At 69.6% G+C, this 21,223-nt stretch carries 22 protein-coding genes; 9 read left to right on the forward strand and 13 right to left on the reverse strand.

The window, feature by feature from the left end; genetic code table 11:
* Positions 1-38: 38 nt before the first annotated feature.
* The 6 genes from ACWCRB_RS36330 to ACWCRB_RS36355 all read right to left on the reverse strand — a co-directional run bounded on the left by ACWCRB_RS36330 (position 39) and on the right by ACWCRB_RS36355 (position 5,918).
* Entirely contained in the window at positions 39-425 is a 387-nt protein-coding gene (locus tag ACWCRB_RS36330; protein WP_451000125.1) for a PPOX class F420-dependent oxidoreductase, read from the reverse strand.
* Positions 426-489: 64 nt separating this feature from the next.
* A complete protein-coding gene (locus ACWCRB_RS36335) occupies positions 490-1,782 on the reverse strand; it encodes a glucarate dehydratase family protein (protein ID WP_451000126.1) in 1,293 nt (430 codons plus the stop codon).
* Positions 1,779-2,687: a 5-dehydro-4-deoxyglucarate dehydratase gene (locus tag ACWCRB_RS36340; RefSeq protein ID WP_451000127.1), complete on the reverse strand. Its 909-nt coding sequence runs from the start codon at positions 2,685-2,687 to the stop codon at positions 1,779-1,781. The genes ACWCRB_RS36335 and ACWCRB_RS36340 overlap by 4 nt, the downstream gene beginning before the upstream one ends.
* Positions 2,688-2,728: 41 nt before the next feature.
* Complete coding sequence (locus tag ACWCRB_RS36345) at positions 2,729-3,673, reverse strand: carbohydrate ABC transporter permease (RefSeq protein ID WP_451000128.1); 945 nt, start codon at positions 3,671-3,673, stop codon at positions 2,729-2,731.
* On the reverse strand, positions 3,670-4,596 hold the full coding sequence (locus tag ACWCRB_RS36350; RefSeq protein WP_451000129.1) for a carbohydrate ABC transporter permease: 927 nt from the start codon (positions 4,594-4,596) through the stop codon (positions 3,670-3,672). The genes ACWCRB_RS36345 and ACWCRB_RS36350 overlap by 4 nt, the downstream gene beginning before the upstream one ends.
* Entirely contained in the window at positions 4,593-5,918 is a 1,326-nt protein-coding gene (locus ACWCRB_RS36355) for an ABC transporter substrate-binding protein (RefSeq protein ID WP_451000130.1), read from the reverse strand. Before ACWCRB_RS36355 ends, ACWCRB_RS36350 begins: the two co-directional genes overlap by 4 nt.
* A gap of 166 nt (positions 5,919-6,084) precedes the next feature.
* Here ACWCRB_RS36355 and ACWCRB_RS36360 point away from each other — a divergent pair, with 166 nt between their 5' ends.
* The 3 genes from ACWCRB_RS36360 to ACWCRB_RS36370 all read left to right on the forward strand — a co-directional run bounded on the left by ACWCRB_RS36360 (position 6,085) and on the right by ACWCRB_RS36370 (position 9,456).
* Positions 6,085-7,059: a hypothetical protein gene (locus ACWCRB_RS36360; protein WP_451000131.1), complete on the forward strand. Its 975-nt coding sequence runs from the start codon at positions 6,085-6,087 to the stop codon at positions 7,057-7,059.
* 95 nt (positions 7,060-7,154) lie between these two features.
* Entirely contained in the window at positions 7,155-7,976 is an 822-nt protein-coding gene (locus ACWCRB_RS36365; protein WP_451000132.1) for an SAM-dependent methyltransferase, read from the forward strand.
* A 118-nt stretch (positions 7,977-8,094) separates the two neighbouring features.
* Complete coding sequence (locus tag ACWCRB_RS36370) at positions 8,095-9,456, forward strand: S1 family peptidase (protein ID WP_451000133.1); 1,362 nt, start codon at positions 8,095-8,097, stop codon at positions 9,454-9,456.
* A 190-nt stretch (positions 9,457-9,646) separates the two neighbouring features.
* Here the strand turns inward: ACWCRB_RS36370 and ACWCRB_RS36375 are convergent, their stop codons facing one another.
* The gene (locus tag ACWCRB_RS36375; RefSeq protein ID WP_235472719.1) at positions 9,647-9,832 is read right to left on the reverse strand and encodes a hypothetical protein; all 186 of its coding nucleotides are present in this window, start codon (positions 9,830-9,832) and stop codon (positions 9,647-9,649) included.
* A 49-nt stretch (positions 9,833-9,881) separates the two neighbouring features.
* Complete coding sequence (locus ACWCRB_RS36380; protein WP_451000134.1) at positions 9,882-11,063, reverse strand: ROK family transcriptional regulator; 1,182 nt, start codon at positions 11,061-11,063, stop codon at positions 9,882-9,884.
* Between the two features lie 182 nt (positions 11,064-11,245).
* Between ACWCRB_RS36380 and ACWCRB_RS36385 the strand changes: the two genes are divergently transcribed.
* From ACWCRB_RS36385 to ACWCRB_RS36400, 4 genes are read left to right on the forward strand one after another with little or no spacing between them, the layout of a single operon-like run.
* Positions 11,246-12,148 carry a carbohydrate ABC transporter permease gene (locus ACWCRB_RS36385; RefSeq protein WP_451000135.1) on the forward strand — a complete coding sequence of 301 codons (903 nt, stop codon included), beginning with the start codon at positions 11,246-11,248 and terminating at the stop codon, positions 12,146-12,148.
* A 25-nt stretch (positions 12,149-12,173) separates the two neighbouring features.
* A complete protein-coding gene (locus ACWCRB_RS36390) occupies positions 12,174-13,115 on the forward strand; it encodes a carbohydrate ABC transporter permease (RefSeq protein ID WP_451000136.1) in 942 nt (313 codons plus the stop codon).
* Positions 13,116-13,147: 32 nt separating this feature from the next.
* Complete coding sequence (locus ACWCRB_RS36395) at positions 13,148-14,503, forward strand: ABC transporter substrate-binding protein (protein ID WP_451000137.1); 1,356 nt, start codon at positions 13,148-13,150, stop codon at positions 14,501-14,503.
* Positions 14,504-14,517: 14 nt separating this feature from the next.
* A complete protein-coding gene (locus tag ACWCRB_RS36400; RefSeq protein ID WP_451000138.1) occupies positions 14,518-15,720 on the forward strand; it encodes a Gfo/Idh/MocA family protein in 1,203 nt (400 codons plus the stop codon).
* Positions 15,721-15,756: 36 nt separating this feature from the next.
* Here ACWCRB_RS36400 and ACWCRB_RS36405 read toward each other — a convergent pair whose 3' ends face one another.
* A complete protein-coding gene (locus tag ACWCRB_RS36405; RefSeq protein ID WP_451000139.1) occupies positions 15,757-16,452 on the reverse strand; it encodes a L,D-transpeptidase family protein in 696 nt (231 codons plus the stop codon).
* 131 nt (positions 16,453-16,583) lie between these two features.
* Positions 16,584-17,402, reverse strand: coding sequence for an SDR family NAD(P)-dependent oxidoreductase (locus ACWCRB_RS36410; RefSeq protein WP_451000140.1), 819 nt, complete (start codon positions 17,400-17,402; stop codon positions 16,584-16,586).
* A 54-nt stretch (positions 17,403-17,456) separates the two neighbouring features.
* Between ACWCRB_RS36410 and ACWCRB_RS36415 the strand changes: the two genes are divergently transcribed.
* Positions 17,457-18,035 carry a hypothetical protein gene (locus ACWCRB_RS36415; protein ID WP_451000141.1) on the forward strand — a complete coding sequence of 193 codons (579 nt, stop codon included), beginning with the start codon at positions 17,457-17,459 and terminating at the stop codon, positions 18,033-18,035.
* Positions 18,036-18,042: 7 nt separating this feature from the next.
* On the opposite strand, the gene ACWCRB_RS36420 is transcribed toward ACWCRB_RS36415, so the two are convergent.
* The 3 genes from ACWCRB_RS36420 to ACWCRB_RS36430 are packed head-to-tail and all read right to left on the reverse strand — an operon-like array spanning position 18,043 to position 20,078.
* Positions 18,043-18,969 (reverse strand): SDR family oxidoreductase, encoded by a 927-nt coding sequence (locus ACWCRB_RS36420; RefSeq protein WP_451000142.1) that lies wholly within the window; start codon positions 18,967-18,969, stop codon positions 18,043-18,045.
* Positions 18,970-19,027: 58 nt separating this feature from the next.
* Positions 19,028-19,633 (reverse strand): DUF6624 domain-containing protein, encoded by a 606-nt coding sequence (locus ACWCRB_RS36425; RefSeq protein ID WP_451000143.1) that lies wholly within the window; start codon positions 19,631-19,633, stop codon positions 19,028-19,030.
* Positions 19,634-19,658: 25 nt separating this feature from the next.
* Positions 19,659-20,078, reverse strand: coding sequence for an ATP-binding protein (locus ACWCRB_RS36430; protein WP_451000144.1), 420 nt, complete (start codon positions 20,076-20,078; stop codon positions 19,659-19,661).
* A 292-nt stretch (positions 20,079-20,370) separates the two neighbouring features.
* On the opposite strand from ACWCRB_RS36430, the gene ACWCRB_RS36435 reads away from it, so the two are divergent.
* Positions 20,371-21,207: an SDR family NAD(P)-dependent oxidoreductase gene (locus tag ACWCRB_RS36435; RefSeq protein ID WP_451000145.1), complete on the forward strand. Its 837-nt coding sequence runs from the start codon at positions 20,371-20,373 to the stop codon at positions 21,205-21,207.
* Positions 21,208-21,223 lie beyond the last annotated feature (16 nt).

The following is a 21,223-nucleotide window of genomic DNA, read 5'->3' on the forward strand; positions in this document are numbered from 1 at the left end:
GCACGGGCGGAGCCTCCGCCGACGGTTGTACGAGACCGCTAGGTGAGCGTGATGCGGATGCCGACCGTGCCCGTCTTCCCGCGCCGCAGTCGGCTGCCGAACAGGGTGATGCGGCCGAACACGCCGTACTTGCGGGCGAGGAGCTTCCGGTAGGCGTCGGTCGCGGGCTGGTCGAGGATCTCGGCCGTGGCGGGGACCGACTCTCCGGTCGGGTTTCCGCGGACGTCGCAGGGGCCGACCAGCACGTCGGCCCGGTTGCGGATCCGCTTCACCTTCCAGGCGTCCGCCACCGACCAGACACCGAGCGCGTCCCCGTCCCGCACGACCCAGACCGGGGTGGCGACGGACGTGCCGTTCTTGCGGTAGCTGGTGATCAGCAGGTATTTGCCCGCAGCGAGCCGGTCCAGGGGGCTGGTTTCGTCCATGGGCGGGAGTCTAGGCGCCGGGACTCGATGCGACCCCCGGCGCCCCTCCCTCACTTGCCGGCCGTCACCAGCGCGGCAGCCGTCGCTCGTACTCCGGCCGGATCCGCCGCATGTACCCGGTGTCGTCGCGGTCCCGGATCCCGGAGTCGAGGTAGCGGCGGTGGGCCCGGTCCAGGGCATCGGGGTCCAGCTCTACGCCCAGGCCGGGGCCCGTCGGTACCTTCACCGCGCCGTCGCGGACCTCGATGGCGCCGGGGACGATGACGTCGTCGGCCGAGTTCCACGGGTAGTGCGTGTCGCAGGAGTGCGCGAGGTTGGGGATCGCGGCGCCGACATGGGTCATCGCGGCGAGGCTGATGCCCAGGTGGGAGTTGGAGTGCATGGACAGCTCGATGCCGAACGCCTCGCAGACGGCGGCGAGTTCACGGGTCCGGCGCAGTCCGCCCCAGTAGTGGTGGTCGGTGAGGAGGACCTGGATCGCGTTCTGTTCGACGGCGGGCTTCAGGTGCTCCCAGGCGATCACGCACATGTTGGTGGCGAGCGGCATCGCCGCTTCCTTCGCGACCTCAGCCATACCGGGGATGGTGGCGGTCGGGTCCTCCAAGTACTCGATGACACCGTCGAGTTCACGGGCGACGTACTTCGACGTCTCGACCGACCAGGCCGTGTTGGGGTCCAGACGCAGAGGCCGTCCGGGGAAGGCCTCGGCGAGGGCCTTCATCGCGGCGATCTCCTCGTCTGGCGGGAAGACACCGCCCTTGAGCTTGAACGAGGTGAATCCGTACCGCTGTTGCATCAGCCGGGCCTGCGCGACGACCCCGGCCGGGTCGAGGGCCTCGCCCCATTCGTCGCCGATGGCTTCGCGGCCGTCGAGGGCGGGGTGCTCGGCCCACTTGTAGAACAGGTACGCGGCGAAGGGCACCGCGTCCCGGACCTTGCCGCCGAGGAGGTCGCTGACCGGGCGGCCGAGCAGCCTGCCCTGGGCGTCGAGGCAGGCGACCTCCACGGCCGAGGTGACCCAGCCGCGTTCGTGGGAACTGGGCACGGTCGGCGACAGGACGGCGTCGATCGCGGCCGAGATGGCCGTGGTGTCGAAGACGTCCATGCCGACGACGACCTTCGCGGCCTCCTGGAGCCGTTCGAGGCGGGCGGTGCCGCCGGGCGACTCGCCGAGGCCCACCGTGCCGTTCTCCAGGACGAGTTGGAGGATGCAGCGCAGGGCGAGCGGTTCGTGCACACCGTCGGCGTTGAGCAGGGGCGGGTCGTCGAACGCGATGGGGGTGACGACGAGTTCGCGGATACGGGTGCCCGTGGTGTTCCCCGTGGCGCTGATGGTCGTACTCCTGCCGTCGGTCATGCTCCGACCGCCTCCAGACCGTGGTCGATGAGTTTCGCCAGCCGGGCCACGTGCTCCGGCGTCGGGTCGAGCAGCGGGGCGCGGACGCCGCCGACGTCCAGGCCCCGGAGGGTCACCCCGGCCTTGATCAGGGACACCGCGTATCCCGGTACCTCGTCGCGGAGTTCGACGAGCGGGCCGTAGAACTCGTCGAGGAGTTTGGTGACCAGGGGCTCGTCGCCCTCTCCCAGCGCCCGGTGGAACGCGGTGGCGATCTCCGGGGCGAAGGCGAAGACGGCGGACGAGTAGAGGTCGACGCCTACGCCCTGGTAGGCGGCGGCCGTCATCTCGGCGGTCGGCAGGCCGTTGAAGAAGGCGAAGTCCTCTCCGTCGGGCAGTGCCCGGATCGCGCGCACGATGCGGTGCATGCGTTCGAGGTCGCCGATGCCGTCCTTGAGGCCGACGACACCGGGCAGGGCGGCGATCTCGGCGGCGGTGGCCTCGGTGAGGCGGGCGGTGCCGCGCTGGTAGAAGATCACCGGGAGCCCGGCGGCCGACGTCACCTCACGCGCGTACCGGACGAGGCCCTGTTGCGGTGCGGTCACCAGGTACGGCGGCAGCAGCAGGATGCCGTCGGCGCCGGCCTCCCGGATACGGGTGGCCTGGTCGACGGCCACGGGCAGCGGACCGCCGGCGGCGGCCAGGACGGGGACGCGGCCGGCGGTCGTGGCGACCGCGATCCTGGTCGCCTGCTCGATCTCGTCCGGTGTCAGCGCGTGGAACTCGCCGGTGCCGCAGGCGACGAACACCCCGCCGGCCCCGGCCGCGACCCCGGCCTCGATGTGCCGGGCGAGGAGTTCCCCGTCCAGCGATCCGTCCGCCCCGAAGGGCGTGACCGGAAAGAACAGCACTCCTTGGAACTTCATGTCTCCCTCAAGCGTGGGGGGTTGATGTCACTGGGTGGGTGTCAGCCCTTGGTGGCACCGGCGGCGATGCCGGTGACCAGCGAGCGCTGGAGGAGCAGATAGACGATCAGGCTGGGTACGAGGGCGATGACCGCGCCCGCCAGCACCACCCCGGAGCCGACCTCGGGGTCGGTGCGCAGGACGGACAGGGCGACGGTGACCGTGTAGTCGGTGGGGTCCTTGGCGGCGATCAGCGGCAGCAGGTACTGGTCCCAGATCATGATGAAGCCGAGGACACCGGCAACGCCGAGCGCGGGCTTGCACAGCGGCAGCACGATCTGCCACAGCATGCGCAGTTCGCCGACGCCGTCGAGGCGGGCGGCCTCCTCGATCTCGTCGGGGATGTCCTTCATGAACTCGGTCAGCATCATCACCGAGAAACCCCAGGCGCCCAGCGGCAGGATGACGCCCCAGACGGTGCCCTTGAGGTCGAGGTGAACCACCGGGACGTCACCGAGGACCAGTGACAGCGGGATGGCGATGACCTCCTCGGGGAGCATCATCGTCAGCATGAACAGGGTCAGGATCAGGGCCTGGCCACGGAAGCGGTGCCGGGCGAGCGCGTAGGCGGCGAGCGTGCAGACCACGAGTTGGAGCAGGAGTCCGCCGCCCGCTATGACCAGCGAGTTGGAGAAGTAGTCCCAGATGCCGCGCTCGCCGGCCACGGTGAAGTTCAGCAGGGTGCTGTCGTGCGGAAGGAAGGAGAGGGAGGAGCCGCTGGCGTTCTTGGTGAAGGCGCCCGAGAGGATGGCGAGGAAGGGCGCGGCGAAGATGCCGAGGGCGATCGCGCAGAGCAGGATCCTCAGGGCCCAGGCGGTGCCGGGCCTGTCGTTCCAGCCGAGTGCGGTGTCGAAGCGGGCCGGTGTGGTCCGCTGTGCCTTGCCGGACCGCCGAGCCGTCGGCTGCGTGGCCGTCGTACGGACGGGGTCGATGACGGGGGCGCTCATCGCACGTCTCCCCTCTTGCGGAAGTGGTTGACCGTGACGGTGAGCAGCAGCGTCACGCAGAGCAGCACGACGGAGGCCGCGGACGCGCCGCCGATGTCGTTGCGGGTGAAGCCGAGGGTGTAGGCGCGGGTCATCCAGACCTCGGTGGACCCGGCCGGGCCGCCGCCGGTGAGGACGTACACCTCGGTGAAGACGCGCAGTCCGCGGATCGCGGCGAGGGTGAGGACGATGCCGAGGGCGGGGCGGATGGCGGGCAGGGTGACGTACCGCAGCCGCTGCCAGAGGGAGACGCCGTCCATCGCGGCGGCCTCGTACAGCGAGCGGTCGACGCCCGCGAGGCCGGCCATGATGATGACCATGTTGTAGGGGGCCCAGATCCAGATGCCCATGGCCATCGTCGACCAGAGGGCGATGCCCGGGTTGTCGAGGAACTGGACGGGGCCGAGCCCGAAGAAGTGCAGGCCGCTGTTGAGGAGGCCGTCGGAGGTCGGGTAGTACATCAGCCGCCACAGCTCGCCGACGACCGCGGTGGCGGTGACCGCGGGCAGGAAGACGGCGGTGCGCACTATCTTCAGCGAGCGGGCCTGGCCCTCCAGGAGCAGGGCGAGGACGAAGCCGAGGAGGATGGCGCCGAGGGACTGGCCGATGCCGAGGACGAGGGTGTGTCCGATGGCGTCCTGGAAGCGGTGGTCGGTCAGGACCCGGGTGTAGTTGTCGAGGCCGGTCCACTTGTCGCCGAGGAAGGGCCGGACGTCGAAGAAGCTGAGCCAGACGCCCTTGGCCATCGGCCAGAACTTGAAGACGAGGGCGAGCAGCAGGCCGGGGGCGAGGAACAGCCACGGCACCACGGACTTCTTCGTGAGGCCCCGGCCCCTGCGCGTCGCGGGGGTGGTCGCCGCGGGGGTGGTCACGGTAGCGGTCATTTCAGCAGGTCCTGGTCCTTGAGGTCACCGTCGAGGGTTTCGTTCAGTTCGCCCAGCTGGGAGCGGACGTCGCTGCCGCAGTACGTGAAGATCGCGTTGAGGCTGTCGGCGGTGTCCTGCTTGATCGGGGCGAAGTCGGGTGCGTTCGGGAACTGCTGCGAGGCGTCCTCGTAGGCCTTCTGCACCACGCTCCAGCGGGAGTCGTCGCGGACCGTGGCCGCGTCGAGCCTGGAGTTCACGGGGATGCGGACGACGGGCTGGTTCTCGCCGGTCATGGCGAGCCTCTGGCCCTCGGGAGAGATGAGGAACGCGGCGAGCGCCCGCTCCTGCTTCGCCTTGCCGGTCCGGGCGCCGAAGTAGATGTTCTCGCCGTCGGCCAGTACGTCACCGCCGGCCGGGCCCGCGGGGGCGGGGACGACCTCGTACTTGTCCTTGCCGAGGGTCTGGTCGAAGGTGGCGATGTTGTAGGGGCCGGTCAGGTACATCCCGGCGTTGCCGTCCTGGAAGTTGGTGGCCGTGGAGGTGACGGCGGTCAGGGCGCCGGGCTGGGTGACAGCGTTGTCACCGCAGAAGAGGTTGTCCTTCATCCAGGTCACGGTGTTGACGGCGGCAGCCGAGTCCATGGCCGCCTTGTAGGTGCCCCTGCCGTCCGGTTCGACGATCTTCGCGCCGCCCTGCCAGAGGAAGCTGGCGCCCCACCAGGCGGCGTAGCCGTTCTGGGCGCTGCCGGGGACGACCATGCCGTAGGTGTCGGCCTTGCCGTCGCCGTCCGGGTCGCGGGTGGCGAAGGCCTTGGCGACGCGCAGCATCTCCGGCCAGGTGGTGGGCGCCTTCAGGCCGAGCTGCTGCAGCCAGTCCTTCCTGATCATCAGGGTCTGGGCCTGGCGGGAGTAAGGGATGCCGTAGTGCTTGCCGTCGATGCCGACGGTCGAGGACCATGACTTGGCGGTGATCTGCTCGTGGCCCGCGATCGAGTCGGGGTCGATGGGCTTGAGCAGCCCCTGACTCTGGTAACTGCCCATCAGCGCCGTGTCGTTGATCATGACGTCCGGCAGGTCCTTGGTGGACGCGCGGCTCTGCAGCTGCTGGTCGAAGTTGATGACCGGCTGATAGTCGATCCTGATTCCGGTCTTCTTGGTGAAGGCGGCGAACACCCGCTCGTAGGTGGCGGCGGGGTCCGGGTTGCTCCGGGTCCACACCTCCAGCGTGTTCGGGTCGCCTCCGGCGCTGTCGGAGCCGGCTCCGCAGGCGGCCGTTCCGAATGCGAGCCCCGTGGCGACGAGCCCGGCGGCCAGGCGGCGACTTCGTCGGCGATCGCCCATGGAAGTTCTCCGTTCATATTCGTGAACGTCTTTCACGAATCTAAATGATCGCTGTAAGCTACGAACGGTTTCATCCGTATGTCAATACAAGGTTCGGAGTTTTCACCGACGTCACACCGGTCGTCCCGCCGCGATAACCAGATGCCCTTTCGGACCCCCGTGGGGGATGCTGGCCGGTGTGACCGAGATCGCCTGCGACGAGTCGGGGTCCGACGGCGAGAACCTGACCGGCGGGAACACCGACGTCTTCGCGCACGGCAGTGTGGATGTGCCCATGGCGGACGCGGCGGCGGCGATCCGGGAGATCCGCGACCGCATCCGGTCGCCCGCCGAGGAGTACAAGGCGAACCATCTGCTCCGGGAGAAGCACCGGGCGGTCCTGGAGTGGACGCTCGGCCCCTCGGGGCCACTGCACGGGCGCGCGTACGTCCATCTCACGGAGAAGACCTTCTTCATGGTCGAGCGGGTCGTCGACCTGCTCCTCGGTGACCCGGCCGGCGCCGCTCCCCTCTTCCGCGCGGGCGCGCACACCTTCGGGGACGAGCGCTGGAAGGCGTTCCTGGCGGCGACCAACGCCCTGCTGCGGGTACGCGGTGACGCCAACGGCGGTCCCGGGGCGCCCCTGGACGCGTTCTTCCGTGCGGTGGACGCCCTGGCCGAGCGGACGCCGGGGCTCGGGGACGAACAGGTGACCGACGTCCTCAAGCTGCTCGGCGGCGCGCGCTCCCGGGCCGCGGACCACCGGGCCCGGCTGCTCGCCGCCCCCGTCCTGATCCCCGTACTGAACCCGCTGCTGCCCGCGATCGTGCGGACGGCCGCGTACTGGAGTGCGGGCGGGCGGGCCGTCACGCTGGTGCACGACCGGCAGAACATGCTGACCGAGGAGCGCATCGAGTGGCTCAGGGAGACGGCCCGGATCGAAGGCCTGCGGCTGGTCGTCGCACGGGACGACACGCGGGTCCAGCTGGCCGACTTCCTCGCCGGGATCGCCCGCAGCATCGCCTCTCACGAGCTGAACGGACGCGGTGACACGACCCTGACGGCGCTGCTGCGGCCGTACGTGGACAGCGGTTCCGCGTGGGGTTCCGTCTGGGGCGACGAGCGCAGCAAGGGACGGCTTTTCGGGGCTGTTCACAGCTGATCCGTCACTGCGGTGTCAGGACCCTCGCCAACATCAACAACCTTGTCTAGATTGCCGGTTGACACTCCCTCGCAGGTGCCCCAGGAGCTGCTTCCGTGCCCGAGAACTCGCCGGCCGCGTCGCTGCACGCGCGGATCAACTCGCGACAGCCACACACCGCCCGGATCTGGAACTACTGGCTCGGCGGCCGGGACCACTACGAGGTCGACCGCGCGGCCGGTGACCGCATACGTGAACTCCATCCGGGCATCGGCGAGTACGCCCGCGCGGACCGGCTCTTTCTGGGGCGGGCCGTACGTCATCTGGTCACCGCGTGCGGGATCCGGCAGTTCCTCGACATCGGGACCGGGTTGCCGACCGCCGACAACACCCACGAGGTCGCCCAGCGGATCGCGCCGGACGCCCGGGTCGTGTACGTGGACAACGATCCGCTAGTCATGGTCCACGCCCGCGCCCTTCTCACCAGCACACCCGAGGGGCGCACCGACCATCTCGACGAGGACCTGCGCAACGTCGACGCGATCCTCGAACAGGCCGCGCGCACCCTGGACTTCACCCGGCCCGTCGCCCTGATGCTGCTCGGCGTGGTGATCTTCCTCGGCGACGACGAGGACCCGTACGGCGTCGTACGGCGGCTGCTCGACGCCCTTCCCCCGGGCAGCCATCTCGCGCTGTCGCACACCATCACCGGCCCGGCGCTGGCCGAGGTGGACGCGGCGGTCCGGTACTGGAACGCGCACGGCACGCCCCGGCTGGTCCAGCGCACCCCCGACGCGGTGGCGCGGTTCTTCGACGGGCTGGAACTCCTGGAGCCGGGGGTCGTGTCCTGCTCGCGCTGGCGGCCGGAGAGACCCTGCCCCGGGGACGACGAGCCGGCGGAGGTCGCCATGTACTGCGGAGTGGCCCGCAAACCGTGACCGGATCTTGGGTGCGGTGAACACGAACACCCCCTGCCACGTATGGAAGTGAGGGCCACTCAACGACCGGAGGGCCCCGCGGTGTCCACACCGCGAGTTCGGGGTTCGGGAGCCATTGATGAGGCACGCACGACGACGGATCGTCCGGCGAGCGACACGGCTGGCGGCCGTCGGCGGAGTCATCCTCGGCGGATTGATGGTCACCCAGGCCGTGGCGACCGAACCACCACAGGCCACCAATTTGCCCCTCAGCTCCGCCCGTGAGGCCGGCACCACCGGTACCGGCCTCGTCAGCGAACTCGGCACCGACCGTACGGCGGGCAGCTGGATCGCGGACGACGGGGAACCGGTCGTCGCGGTGACCGACGAGGAGGCGGCGGCGGAGGTCAAGAAGGCGGGCGCCCGGCCCAAGGTCGTCGACTACAGCATGGACACCCTCAAGTCCGCGACGGAGACGCTGCGTTCGGCGCCGCGTGTGGCTGGCACGGCGTGGTCGGTCGACTACACCAAGAACGAGGTGGTGGTCCAGGCCGACAGCACGGTGTCGAAGGCCGACTGGGCCAAGCTGTCCGCGGTCGCCGAGGAGATCGGCGGCTCCGTACGCATGGAGCGCACCCAGGGCACCTTCACCACCCGGATCAACGCGGCGCAGCCGATCCTGTCGACCGGCGGACGCTGCTCGGCGGGCTTCAACGTGACCAACGGGACGGCCGACTTCATCCTCACCGCCGGGCACTGCGGGCCCAACGGCTCGGTCTGGTTCGCGGACTCCGGGGGCGCGCAGGAGATCGGCAAGACGATCAGCGGCAGCTTCCCCATCAACGACTACTCACTGATCCAGTACGACGGCGGCTCGGCCGGTGACGGCGCGGATGTCGTCGCCATCGGCGACGGCCGGGGCGTGCGCATCACGGGCGCGGCCGATCCGACCGTCGGCCAGAAGGTGTTCCGCAGCGGCAGCACCACCGGGCTGCGCAACGGTGAGGTGACCGGGCTCAACGCCACGGTCAACTACCCGGAGGGCACGGTGTCGGGCCTGATCGAGACCACGGTGTGCGCCGAATCCGGCGACAGCGGTGGCCCGTTGTTCTCCGAGGGCATCGCGCTGGGGATCACGTCGGGCGGCAACGGTGACTGCACGGCCGGCGGGACGACGTTCTTCCAGCCGGTGACGAAGGCGTTGAGCGCGCTCAACGTTCGGTTGATCGGGCAGGCGGGGCAGGCTGCTGCGCCTGCGCCGTCGGCTACTGCTACGCAGAGTGCGGTTGCCCCTGGGGATGCGCAGCCGGGGTCTGTGGCGCCGGTTGCTGGTGGGTCTGTCGGGGAGGCGTTGTTGGAGCGGCTGTCGGATCCCAAGAACGTGGGGCCTGGACTGTTGATCGTGGGGGGCAGTCTGATCGCGTTGGTCGCTACGCGGTGGTTCCGGGTGGAGCAGGATCGGCGGGACTATCGGCGGTCCTACTCGGCTACCTGGAGTTGAGAGTTGAGGGCTCGGGTCGGTAGGTAGTTCGTTTGCCACCGGCCGGTGGGGGCTGGTCGCGCCCCGCGGCGGAGCCGCAGATAGATACAGCCCCGCGCCCCTTTTTGGGGCCTTCGGCCCTCAAAAAGCACACACACGAAAGGCCGGGGCTTCGCGGCCCCGGCCCTGCTGTTGAGATGTCGAACGAAAGTTACGCGTCGTGCCCGGGGTGCGGGGAGACCGCGGCCCATTCGGCTACGAGCTGCTGGTAGGTCAGCCGCTGCTCGGTGCTGAGGATCCCGCCCGACCGGAGCCAGAGGGCCCGGATCTCTTCGTTGACGTCGGCTGCCGATCGATCAGGGGCGGATTGAAGAGTGGTGGACATGCTGTGAAGCATATGCCGACGCAAGTGAAAGCCGAATTGGATAAAACCGATCTTTCCGGCATCACGGACCGTGTTGCTGATCACGTCCGTCGGCCGCCCCGAGCACCAGTACCTGGATGGCGAGTACGGCGGCCCCGCGCGCCCAGTCGTGGAAGTCGGAGACCTTGGTCTCCAGGTTGACCGGGTCCGCGAGCGGATGGCGGTTGGCGAGGATGCTCTCCTCGACCGCTCCCCCGGCCGCCGCCACGAGCCCGACGCCCTCGCCGGCCAGCAGGATCTTCTCGGGCATCGCGAAGTTGGCGATCTGGGCGACGAGCGTGCCGAGGGCACGGGCCGCCTCGTCGATGACGCGGGCGGCCATGGAGTCCCCCGCGGCGGCCCGGGCGAGGATCTCGTCGTAGGTCAGGTCGTGGCCGGTGGCGGCGCGGATCTGGTAGCGGATGCTGGGGATGGTGAGCAGGGAGATGGCGCTGCCGCGCTCACCGTCGGGGGTGAGCGGGCCGTTCGGGTTGACGATCCAGCGGCGCCCTATGCCCATGCCGTCCTCGGAGGACGGGATCCGCCGGCCGCCGCTGACCAGGCCGTAGCCGAGGCCCGCTCCTATGGTGAGGACCGCGAAGCGGTCCAGGCCCCGGCCCGCGCCGAACCAGCTCTCGGCCTCGACGAGGGCGTTCACGTCGTTCTCGACGACCACCCGCAGCCCGGTCCGCTCCTCGACGAGGGCGGCGAGCGGGATGTCGTACCAGTCGAGGAAGACGGAGTCGGCGACCACCGCGCGGTTCTCGACGCGTCCGCCGACGCCGATCCCGATACCGGCCACGGCGGGATGGGCGGCGGTCAGTTCGGCCGCCAACTCGGCGACCACGTCGGCCACTCGGTCCGGGTCATGGGTGGTGAGGGGCCGGTCGAGGCGGGCGACGACCTCGCTGCGGAGGGTGGTGACGACGCCGTAGACCATGTCCGAGGTGATCTTGAAGCCGAGGAAGGCACGGGACTCGGCGACGACGTCGAGGGGCTGGGAGGGGCGCCCCTGCCGCACCTCGGCCGGGGAACCGGCGTCGGGCACCTCGACCAGCAGGCCCGATTCGAGCAACGGCTTGGTCAGCCGGGTGAGGCTGCCGGCGGAGAGGTCGAGCCGGCGGGCGAGTTCGGCACGGGAGAGAGGGCCGTGGACGAGCACCTCGATCGCCACCGAGCGCTCGCCGGGGCTCAGCGGCGGCCAGCCGTCTGCCAGTGCGGTCATGACGATCAGACCCCTCACCTTTTCTTTCGCCCTGGAACTAACAAGGCGATCATACGTCTCGATACGTCGCGATCACTGTCCCGAAAAAGATATCTGCCCGCACCTTGACGGGTGGATTCTTTCGCAGCAAAAGTAAGTGCCCTGAGGACGAGCCGCCTACGAGCAGACGAGGGAGTCGCTCCATGACCGTCGCCTCCACCAGCCCACCCCTGCGTCGACCACGCGGCGACGGCGCGCTCGCGGCGCTGTTCGTCGCCCCGGCGATGCTGGGCTTCCTGGTGTTCCTGCTCTGGCCGACGCTGCGGGGCGTCTACCTGAGCTTCACGCGCTTCAACCTGCTGACCCCGGCCGAGTGGGTGGGGCTCGACAATTATGTCCGAATGGTCAACGACCCCATCTTCTGGGACTCGTTGACGGTGACCGTCGAGTACGTCGCCATCAACATAGGTGTGCAGACGGTGTCGGCACTCGCCATCGCCGTACTGCTCCAGCGGCTGACCCAGTCGGCGGTGCTGCGCGGGATCGTGCTCACCCCGTATCTGATGTCGAACGTCGTCGCGGGCATCGTCTGGCTCTGGATCCTCGACACCCAGCTCGGCATCGGCAACGAGATCGTCGCGGGCCTCGGCTTCGACCGGATCCCGTTCCTCGCGGACGAGACCTGGGCGATCCCGACGATCGCGCTGATCAACGTCTGGCGGCACGTCGGCTACACCGCGCTGCTGCTCTTCGCCGGGCTCCAGGCCATCCCGAACGACATGTACGAGGCGGCCAAGGTGGACGGGGCGAGCGAGTGGCGGATGTTCTGGCGCATCACGATGCCCCTGCTGCGGCCGATCCTCGCGGTGGTGCTGATCATGACGGTGATCGGTTCGTTCCAGGTGTTCGACACCGTCGCGGTGACGACGGCGGGCGGTCCGGCGAACGCCACCAACGTCCTGCAGTACTACATCTACGGCTCCGCCTTCGGCCGCTTCCAGTTCGGCTACGCCTCCGCGATGTCGGTGGCCCTGCTGGTCGTGCTGAGCGCGATCACCTTCCTCCAGTACCGGCTCACCCGGGCCGGCCACACCGACCTCGGCTGACCGGACCGGAAGGAGCACGCACACCATGACAACTCTGACTACACCGGCCCCGACGCCGACACCGACCAAGGCGGCCGTACGACCGCTGCGTCGCGGCCCCTCCCTCGGGCGGATCGCCGCCTGGGCGGTCCTGGCCGCGATCCTGCTGGTCACCCTGCTGCCGTTCTACTGGATCCTGCGCACCGCCCTGTCCACCAACACCGGCCTCGCGGCGAACCCCTCCGACCCGCTGCCGGTGGGCCTCACCACCGGCGGGTTCGAGCGGGCGCTCGGGCTCCAGTCGACCAAGGAGGCCATCGCGCAGGGCGGCGCGGGCGGCGGCCTGGACTTCTGGCGCTATCTCCTCAACTCGGTGCTCGTGTCGACCCTGATCACCGGCTGCCAGATCTTCTTCTCGGCGATGGCCGCGTACGCCTTCGCCCGGCTGCGCTGGCGCGGCCGGGACACGGTCTTCGGGCTGTTCCTGGCAGGCCTGATGGTTCCGGCGATCTTCACCCTGCTGCCGAACTTCGTGCTGATCAAGCAACTCGGCCTGGTGGACAACCTGTTGGGGATCGCGCTGCCGACGATGTTCATGACGCCGTTCGCGGTGTTCTTCCTGCGTCAGTTCTTCATGAACATCCCGCGCGAGGTCGAGGAGGCGGCCCTGCTCGACGGCGCGGGCAAGATCCGGGTCTTCTTCCGGGTGCTGCTGCCGATGGCGTCCACCCCGGTCATCACGCTCTCGATCCTGACGTACATCACCGCCTGGAACGACTACTTCTGGCCCCTGATGGTGTCGTACAGCGACAGTTCACGGGTTCTCACGGTGGCGCTGGCGATCTTCCGGGCACAGACACCGCAGACCGGTGTCGACTGGTCGGGGCTGATGGCGGCGACGCTCATCGCCGCGCTGCCGATGTTGGTGCTGTTCGCGTGCTTCGCACGGCGCATCGTGAGTTCCATCGGCTTCACGGGCATCAAGTGACGGCGTCGACCGAGCCAACGGAGAGGACTGACATGCGAATTCGTACGGTCGTTGCGCTGACCGGAGCCCTGGCGCTGTCCCTCGTGACCGGTTGCGCCCAGGGCGGGGCGGCCGGGTCGTCGTCGGACACGGTGACGTACTGGCTGTGGGACGCCAACCAGCAACCCGCCTATCAGGCCTGCGCGAAGGACTTCCAGAAGGAGAACCCCGGACTGACGGTGAAGATCACCCAGTTGGGCTGGGACGACTACTGGACCAAGCTCACCGCGAGCTTCATCGCGGGCACCCAGCCGGACGTGTTCACCGACCACATCGTGAAGTTCGGCCAGTTCGCCGATCTGAAGGTCCTCGAACCGCTCGACGACCTCGGCATCGACGACTCCGCCTACCAGCCCGGCCTCGCCGCCAACTGGATCGGCCAGGACGGCCACCGCTACGGAGCCCCGAAGGACTGGGACACCGTCGCCCTCTTCTACAACCGGAAACTGACGGACGCTGCAGGTCTCCCGGCCGCGCAGCTCAACGACCTGTCCTGGAACCCCAAGGACGGCGGCACCTTCGAGAAGGCGATCGCGCACCTCACCGTCGACAAGAACGGCAAGCGGGGCGACGAGCCCGGCTTCGACAAGGACAACGTCAAGGTGTACGGCCTCGCCACCAACGGCGCCGGTGACGGTGACGGCCAGACCCAGTGGAGCACGTTCGCCGCCTCGGCGGGCTGGACCTACACGAACGAGAAGCGCTGGGGCACCGAGTACCAGTACGACAGCAAGACCTTCCAGTCGGTGATCAAGTGGTACTTCGGTCTGGCGAAGAAGGGCTACATGGCCCCCTTCACGGACTACAACATCGCGTCCAACCAGGCCAACACCCAGGTCGCCTCGGGCAAGGCGGCAGCGGCGTTCGACGGTGCCTGGATGATCTCGTCGTACGACGGCTTCAAGGGCCTGGACATCGCAACGGCCGTCACTCCGGCCGGGCCGACCGGCAAGCGGGCGACGATGATGAACGGCCTCGCCGACTCCATCACCAAGGGCGCCCACAACAAGGCGGGCGCCAAGAAGTGGGTGCGGTATCTGGCCTCCGCCGAGTGCCAGCGCACGGTGGGGAGTTACGGGACCGTCTTCCCGGCAACGCCCGACGGCACGAAGGCCGCGGTGGCCGCGTACAAGAAGAAGGGCATCGACGTCTCGGCGTTCACCAGGCCGGTCGCCGACGAGAAGGCAGGCGGGAAGGAGTTCGCCACCTTCTCCTACCCGATCACCAACTACGCGGCGGACGTCTTCGCGTTGATGCATCCGGCCATGCAGGACATCTACGGCAACGGCAGGTCCGTGACCAGCCTCGACCGGACCAACAGCCAGATCAATCTCATTCTCGGACAGTGAAAGGCTCACACTTCATGACGTTCTCCCTCGGCATCGTGGGCGCCGGGCAGTTCTCCGGCCAGTTCGCCAAGCTGTTCCTCGCCCATCCGGGCGTCGGCGAGGTGTACGTGACCGACCTCCTGCCGGAGCGGGCGGAGCAACTGGCCGCGGCGGAAGGCCTGTCGGGCACCTTCCCCTCGTACGAGGCGATGCTGGAGTCGCCGACGATCGACGCGGTGGCGATCTTCACCCAGCGCTGGACGCACGGCCCGCTGGTCCTCCAGGGGCTCGGCGCGGGCAAGCACGTGTACTCGGCGGTGCCGATGGCCATCAGCGCGGAGGAGATCGGCGCGATCATCGACGCCGTACGGGCCACCGGGCTCACCTACATGATGGGTGAGACGAGTCAGTACAACCCGGCGACCGTCCACGCCCGCAACCGGATAGCGGAGGGCGCCTTCGGCCGGCTCTTCTACGCCGAGGGCGACTACGTCCACGACATGGACCTCGGGTTCTACGAGGCCTACCAGTACAGCGGCGGCGAGAACTGGAAGGCGACCGCCAGCTATCCCCCGCTCCTCTACCCGACGCACTCGGTGGGCGGGGTGCTCGGCGCCTGGCAGACGCACGCGGTGAGCGTGTCGGCGATCGGGGTGCGGGACGAGCGCGGCGACGGGGTGTTCGACAAGGAGGTCAGCCAGTTCGGCAACGACTTCTCCAACGCGAGCGCGCTGTTCGAGGTCGCGGGCGGCGGTTCGTTCCGTACGAACGAGTTCCGCCGCGTCGGCTACCCCTCGCAGATCCGGGAGTCGCGGTTCCGGTTCTTCGGTACGGACGCGAGCATGGAGCAGCTCGCGACGGTCGCCTTCTGGCAGGACAAGAAGGGGGTCACGGACATCAGCGAGCTGCTGGAACCCAAGCCCACCATGGCTCCTGACGATCCGTCACTCCAGCACATCGCCCCGGACCTGCGGGCCGCGTTCACCTCGGGCTCGGCCCCGGTGCACGACCGCTCGCGCCTCCCGAGGGAGTTCGACAACCTGCACAACGGCCACGAGGGCAGCCACCACTTCCTGGTGGACGACTTCGTGACGGCGGTCAACACCCGCACCCTGCCGACGGTGAACGCGTGGGTGGCCGCCCGCTACACCCTGCCGGGCATCGTGGCGCACGACTCGGCACGGCAGGGCGGGGAGCGGCTGGCGATCCCGGACTTCGGGGACGCGCCCGAGGCGTGAGCCGCGGTCCTCGGTGGCGGGGGCGGCCGGGTGCTGTCAGGTGCCCGGCTTGCGCCCGTACACGAAGACGTCGTCGCCCTTCTTCAGGAGCGACCAGTACTTCTTGGCGGTCGTCTTCGTCATATTGACGCAGCCGTGCGAGCCCGGCGGGTTCCACATGCTGAGGCCGACCGAGTGGAAGGCCTGGCCGCCGTCGAAGAACTGGCTGTACGGCATGGGCACGTCGTAGATGGACGAGACGTGGTCGATGTCCCGCCAGTAGATCTTCTTCAGTCCGGTGCGGGTCTCGTAGCCGTTGCGGCCGGTGCGGACCGGCACCGGGCCGTAGACGAGACGGCTGCCGTCCTGGATCCAGCTCAGCTGGAGCGTGAGGTTGACGCAGGCGATACGGCCCTTGTTCGTCGGGCACTTGCCTTCCTTGTTGGGCTTGTTGCCGACGGCCCGCTGCTTCAGCATCAGGTCCATCACTCCCCAGGTGACGGGACCCGCGTAGCCCTGGTTGGGGGTGATGCCGTGCTTGTTCTGGAAGGCCTGGATGGCCTTGCAGTCACCGGTGGACTGCACGCCGTCGACGGGCCGCCCGAGGAACTTCTCGACCTTCTTCTGGTACGGGCCGGTCTGTGTCGTACAGCTCGCGGCCTGCGCCGGGGCGGTGCCGAGCACCAGCGTGAGCGGCGCCACCAGCGCCGTGATCCCGAGCGCGACCGCGCCTCGTCTGCGTACGTCCCCCATGGTGGAACCTCTCTCGTGCGTACTGCGTGCGGGTGGTCTTCTGCGATCTCTGCCAACTAGACCGGCGTTTCGGGTGATCGGTTGTGGTATGGCCCGAGCCGGGACGAAACGGTGACATTGCAGCCGGCGGCCTACGTCGTCGCCTGCTCCGTCTTCTGCCCCGTCTCCGGCCGGGTCACCCTGCGGAACCCGGTGTTGATCGCTGTGAGGCCGCCGTCGACGCGCAGGGTGGTGCCGGTGATCCAGGCCGCGTCGCCGGAGGCGAGAAAGGCGACGGCCGCGGCGATGTCCTCCGGTTCACCGATCCGCCCCAGGGGGTACAGCTCGCGCAGCTCCTCCAACTCCCCCTCGCGGCCCGCCCAGGCCGTGGTGCGTACGGTGCCCGGCTCGACCAGGTTGACGCGGACCCCGCGGGCGGCAGCGTGCCCGGCGAGGGTACGGGTCAGGGAAGCGAGGCCCGCCTTGGCCGCGCTGTAGGCGTGGTTGCCGAAGGACTGGACGCCGTTCACGGAGCCGATGCTCACAATGGCACCCCGGCCGGAGGCGACCAGGTGCGGGAGCGCGGCCCGGCAGCAGCGGTAGGCGCCGGTCAGGGTGAGGTCGAGGTCACGGTCCCAGGTCTCGTCGAGCTGGTCCTCGAACAGCGGGACGTCGGGCGTACAGCCGTAGGCGTTGTTGACCAGGACGTCGAGCGAGCCGAAGGAGGCGACGGCCTGGGCGACGGCGGCCTCGACCGAGGCACGGTCGGCCACGTCGCACACGAACGCCTCGGCCACCAGGCCGCGTTCGCGCAGCGCCACCGCCGTGCGCTCGGCCGCGTCGAGATCGACGTCGGTCACCAGGACCCGCGCGCCCTCCTCGGCCAGCCTGCGCGCGGTGGCCGCGCCGATCCCCCGGGCCGCGCCCGTGACCAGAACCCCGTATCCCTCGAAGCGCCGTGTCGATGTCATGGGCAGACCGTACTGTCCTGCCCCGGAGATCAACTGGGCGGATACCGTGCGGACATGTCCGCGTTCATGCAGCAACTCCCCGCTCTCATCGGTGTCGTCATCGGCGCGCTCGGCTCCTACTGGGCCGTCGCACGAGGGGAACGTGTCCGCTCCGCCCGTGAACGGGAGGCGCGTTGGGAGGAGCGGCTGCTCGTGGTGTACACGGACTACGCGCGGACGCTCAAGAAGTCGGTGTCCCTGACGTACCGGGTCGCGGCGGGCCTCGGCAACGACCCGCATCCGCATCCCCTCACCCCCGAGGAGGCGGCGCCGCTCCTCGCCGAGGCCACTCTCGCCAGGGACCCGTCCGGGGAGGCGCTGCTTCTGCTGGGCGACCCGGAGGTGGTGGCGAAGGCACGGGAGTGGCTGGCCGTCCTGCTGGAGATGGAGCGGTTCCTGCGCGAGCGGACCGAGGATCCGCAGGCGTGGCAGGCGCTGCTGGAGCGTCAGCGGGCCGGCCGGGAGGGCTACTACTCGGCAGTACGGAACGATCTGGCCCTGCCACCGGGCCACTCGGCGCGCTGGCCGGTCCTGCCGACTTCCGGGGTCGCCGGGAACGCGGGGAACCCGGGAAGCACCGGAGGCCGCGGTTGAGGCACCCCTACCGGTATCCGCTCGCGTCCGCCGGTTTCCCCGCGTCCTGGACCTCGACCATGTAACGCCAGGCGTCCGGGCGGCTGCCGTCGAGGTCGGTGAAGCCGTACACCTGCGCGAGCCCACCACTGGAGAAGGACTGACCGTTCCAGCGGGCCACGTCCGGATCGGCCGCCAGGGCCGCAACGGCGCGGCCGACGAAGCGCGGGGTCTCCGAGATGGCGAAATGCGGGATGCGTTCCAGGGCGTCCCGCCAGTTCTCCTCGCCGACACCGAAGTGTTCGAGCATCATCTCGGAGCGCAGCCAGCCGGGGGTCAGCGCGACGGCGGTGGCACCGCGCGGGCCGAGTTCATGGCCGAGGGCGAAACCCATGCGCAGCACGGACGACTTGGCGAGGTCGTAGAAGAAGGAGAGCCGGTAGTTGTCCCGGTTGTATTCGGCGGTGCCGTCGGTCATCTCGACGACCAGGCCGCCGGGGTTGCGCAGCAGCAGGGGCAGGGCGTGGTGGCTGGTGATGGCGTGGGTCTCGACGGCGAGGCGCAGCAGCCGCAGCCCGTTGTCCAGGTCGTGCTCCCAGACCGGGCTCTCCCACTCGAAGAGGTTCTCGCCGCCCCAGACGTCGTTGACCAGGACGTCGAGCCGGTTCTGCTCCTCGGCGATCCGGTCCACCAGTGCCTTGACCTGTGCCGGGTCGAGATGGTCGGTCGGTACGGCGATGCCGTGGCCGCCCGCTGCGGTGACCAGGTCGGCGGTGTCCTCGATGGTCTCCGGCCGGTCGTACTCGGAGCGCTGCTGCCGGGTGCTGCGTCCGGTCACGTAGACGGTGGCTCCGGCGGCCCCGAGTTCCACGGCGATGCCGCGTCCGGCGCCTCGGGTCGCGCCCGCGACCAGCGCGACCTTGCCCGTCAGGTTCCGGTTCCTGTCCTGCCGCATGTCCATGGCTCCTCCGTGCGCGATCGACGACCCGACCGACCCGGCCCGTGGACCGGCGTCACGTCCAGGGTGTCGCCAATTCCGGACATCCGCTGTCCGGTATTCCGCTCACGACATTCCGCAGCGCGGGCAGGTGCTCCGCCAGCGGGGCCAGGCCCACGTCCTGCCGGCGCTCTTCGACCGTCTCCGGGGAGCGGATCGGGTACGGGCAGAGCGTGCCGGCGTCGATACGGGTGCCGTAGAACTGCGGGAGGCCCAGCTCGACCGCGCAGTGGTCGGCGATGTAGGCGTGGTGCACGGCTGGGCAGCCGCCGTCCGCCACGGCCTCGGCGATCAGATCGCGGCAGGTGAGCTGGAAGCCGAGGTCGGCGGTGTGCAGCAGGATCATCAGGGCCGCAGTGGAGGCGGGCTCCCCGACCTGACCGGCCTCCGGCCAGCCGCGCCGGGCCACGGCCGCCCTGAGGGCGTCGGCGTTGGCGGCGCGGCACCGGGTGACGAAATGCCGGTTGAGGGCGGTGGGGTTCTCGCGGGCCCGGCGGGTCAGATGCTGGTCCTCCTCGGCCCTGCGCACCAGTTCGGCGGCCAGCGCGGCCTGGGCTGCCGGTGGCGGTTCGGCCGCCGGGCCTTGTGCGTTCTCGGTCTCCATCGGCGGTGCGCTCCTCATTCTGTTCTCCTGCCCCCGACGACCTTCACGTCTTCTCTCCTGTGACCAGCGAAAACCACACCTTCTTGCCCGGCATGCCCGGATCCGGCGGTGCCGTGCCCCAGTCGTCCGCAAGCGCGGCGACGATGGACAGCCCCCGGCCCGACTCGGCCGCGGTGCCGGGGGTACGTGGCCGGGGCAGCCGGGGCGAGGGGTCCGAGAGGGTGACGCGCAGTTCGTGCTCGGTGTGTTCGAGTACGAGGGCGATGGCGTCGGCCGGGCCGGCGCCCCCGTGCCGGACGGCGTTCGCGAACAGCTCGTCCGTCGCGAGGACGGCGTCGTCGAGCAGGTGCGAGAGCTGCCAGAGGGTGAGGTGCGCGGCCACCGTGCGCCGTACCCAGGCCGCGCACGAGGCGTGTGCGGGCACCGCGACCTGGAACAGGCGGGGCCTGCTGAGGGAAATCAAGGAAGCCTCACCATGTAGTTCACGTACACGTACACATCTGCGCCTGCGTCGTCCATGCGGTCCGGTCCGGTGTCGTCCACCGTCCGCCACCCGGCCCGGCACACGGAGGTGCGGCGACGGCCGGGTAAGCCAGGCGGGGATGCCGCGGGTGCCGTCATCAGGACTCCTTCCGGTGCGCCGGAGCGCCGGTGGCTGTTGTCGAAGACAACAGCACCGGGGGGCCACCGGGACAGGGAGTGCGGGGGTTGTCCGGTTGCATATGCGTAGTGGCGGGGGCGGTAGGTTCCCGTTCATGGAGTACGTGAACGAAGGCCGGGCCACCGGCTCGCGGTACCGCTCCGGCGGCCCGGCCGGGGTACGGGGCAAGAGGGTGCTGGTCACCGGGGGCACCCGGGGGCTCGGCGAGCGGATCGTACGGCTGCTGCTCGCGGAGGGCGCACTGGTGGCGACGTGTGCGCGGGGGGAGTCCGGGCTGGCGTCACTTAGGTCCTCCCTGGACGAGGAGTCACGCGGCCGACTGCTCACCGAGGTGCTGGACGTGGTGGAGCCCGATCGGCTGGAGGACTTCGCCAGTGCTGCGACGAAACGTTTCGGCGGAGCGTTGGACGGCGTCGTCGCGTGTGTCGGGGGCTCCCGGGGCGGGCGACTCGAACGATCGGTCGCACAGGACTGGACGGCGACCTGGGAGCTGAACGCCGGCCACACGGCCCGGCTCGTCCGGGCCGCGCTGCCGGGGCTGCGAGCGGCAGGGGGCGGCTCGGTCGTCGTGGTCGCGTCGATCTCCGGCTGGAAACCGGGACCGTACGCGCAGTACGGCGTGGCCAAGGCCGCCCAGATCCATCTGGCGACCACCCTGGCCCGCGAACTCGGCCCCGACCGCATCCGCGTGAACGCGGTCTCCCCGGGCTCGATGCTGATCCCCGGTCGCCGCTGGGACCGGATGCGCGTGGAGGAACCTGAGGCGTACGCGGCGTTCACGGCCACCGAGCTGCCCGGCGGCGAGCCGGTCACGCCGGAGGAGGTCGCGGAGGTGGTCGCGTTTTTGCTGTCCGACGCGTCGAGGGGGATCTCGGGGGCGAACGTGCCCGTGGATCGGGCGCAGAACTCGCCTACGCCGGAAGGGTATTGAGGTGGTTCTTTCGGCT

It is taken from the genome of Streptomyces sp. NPDC002156, assembly GCF_053593675.1.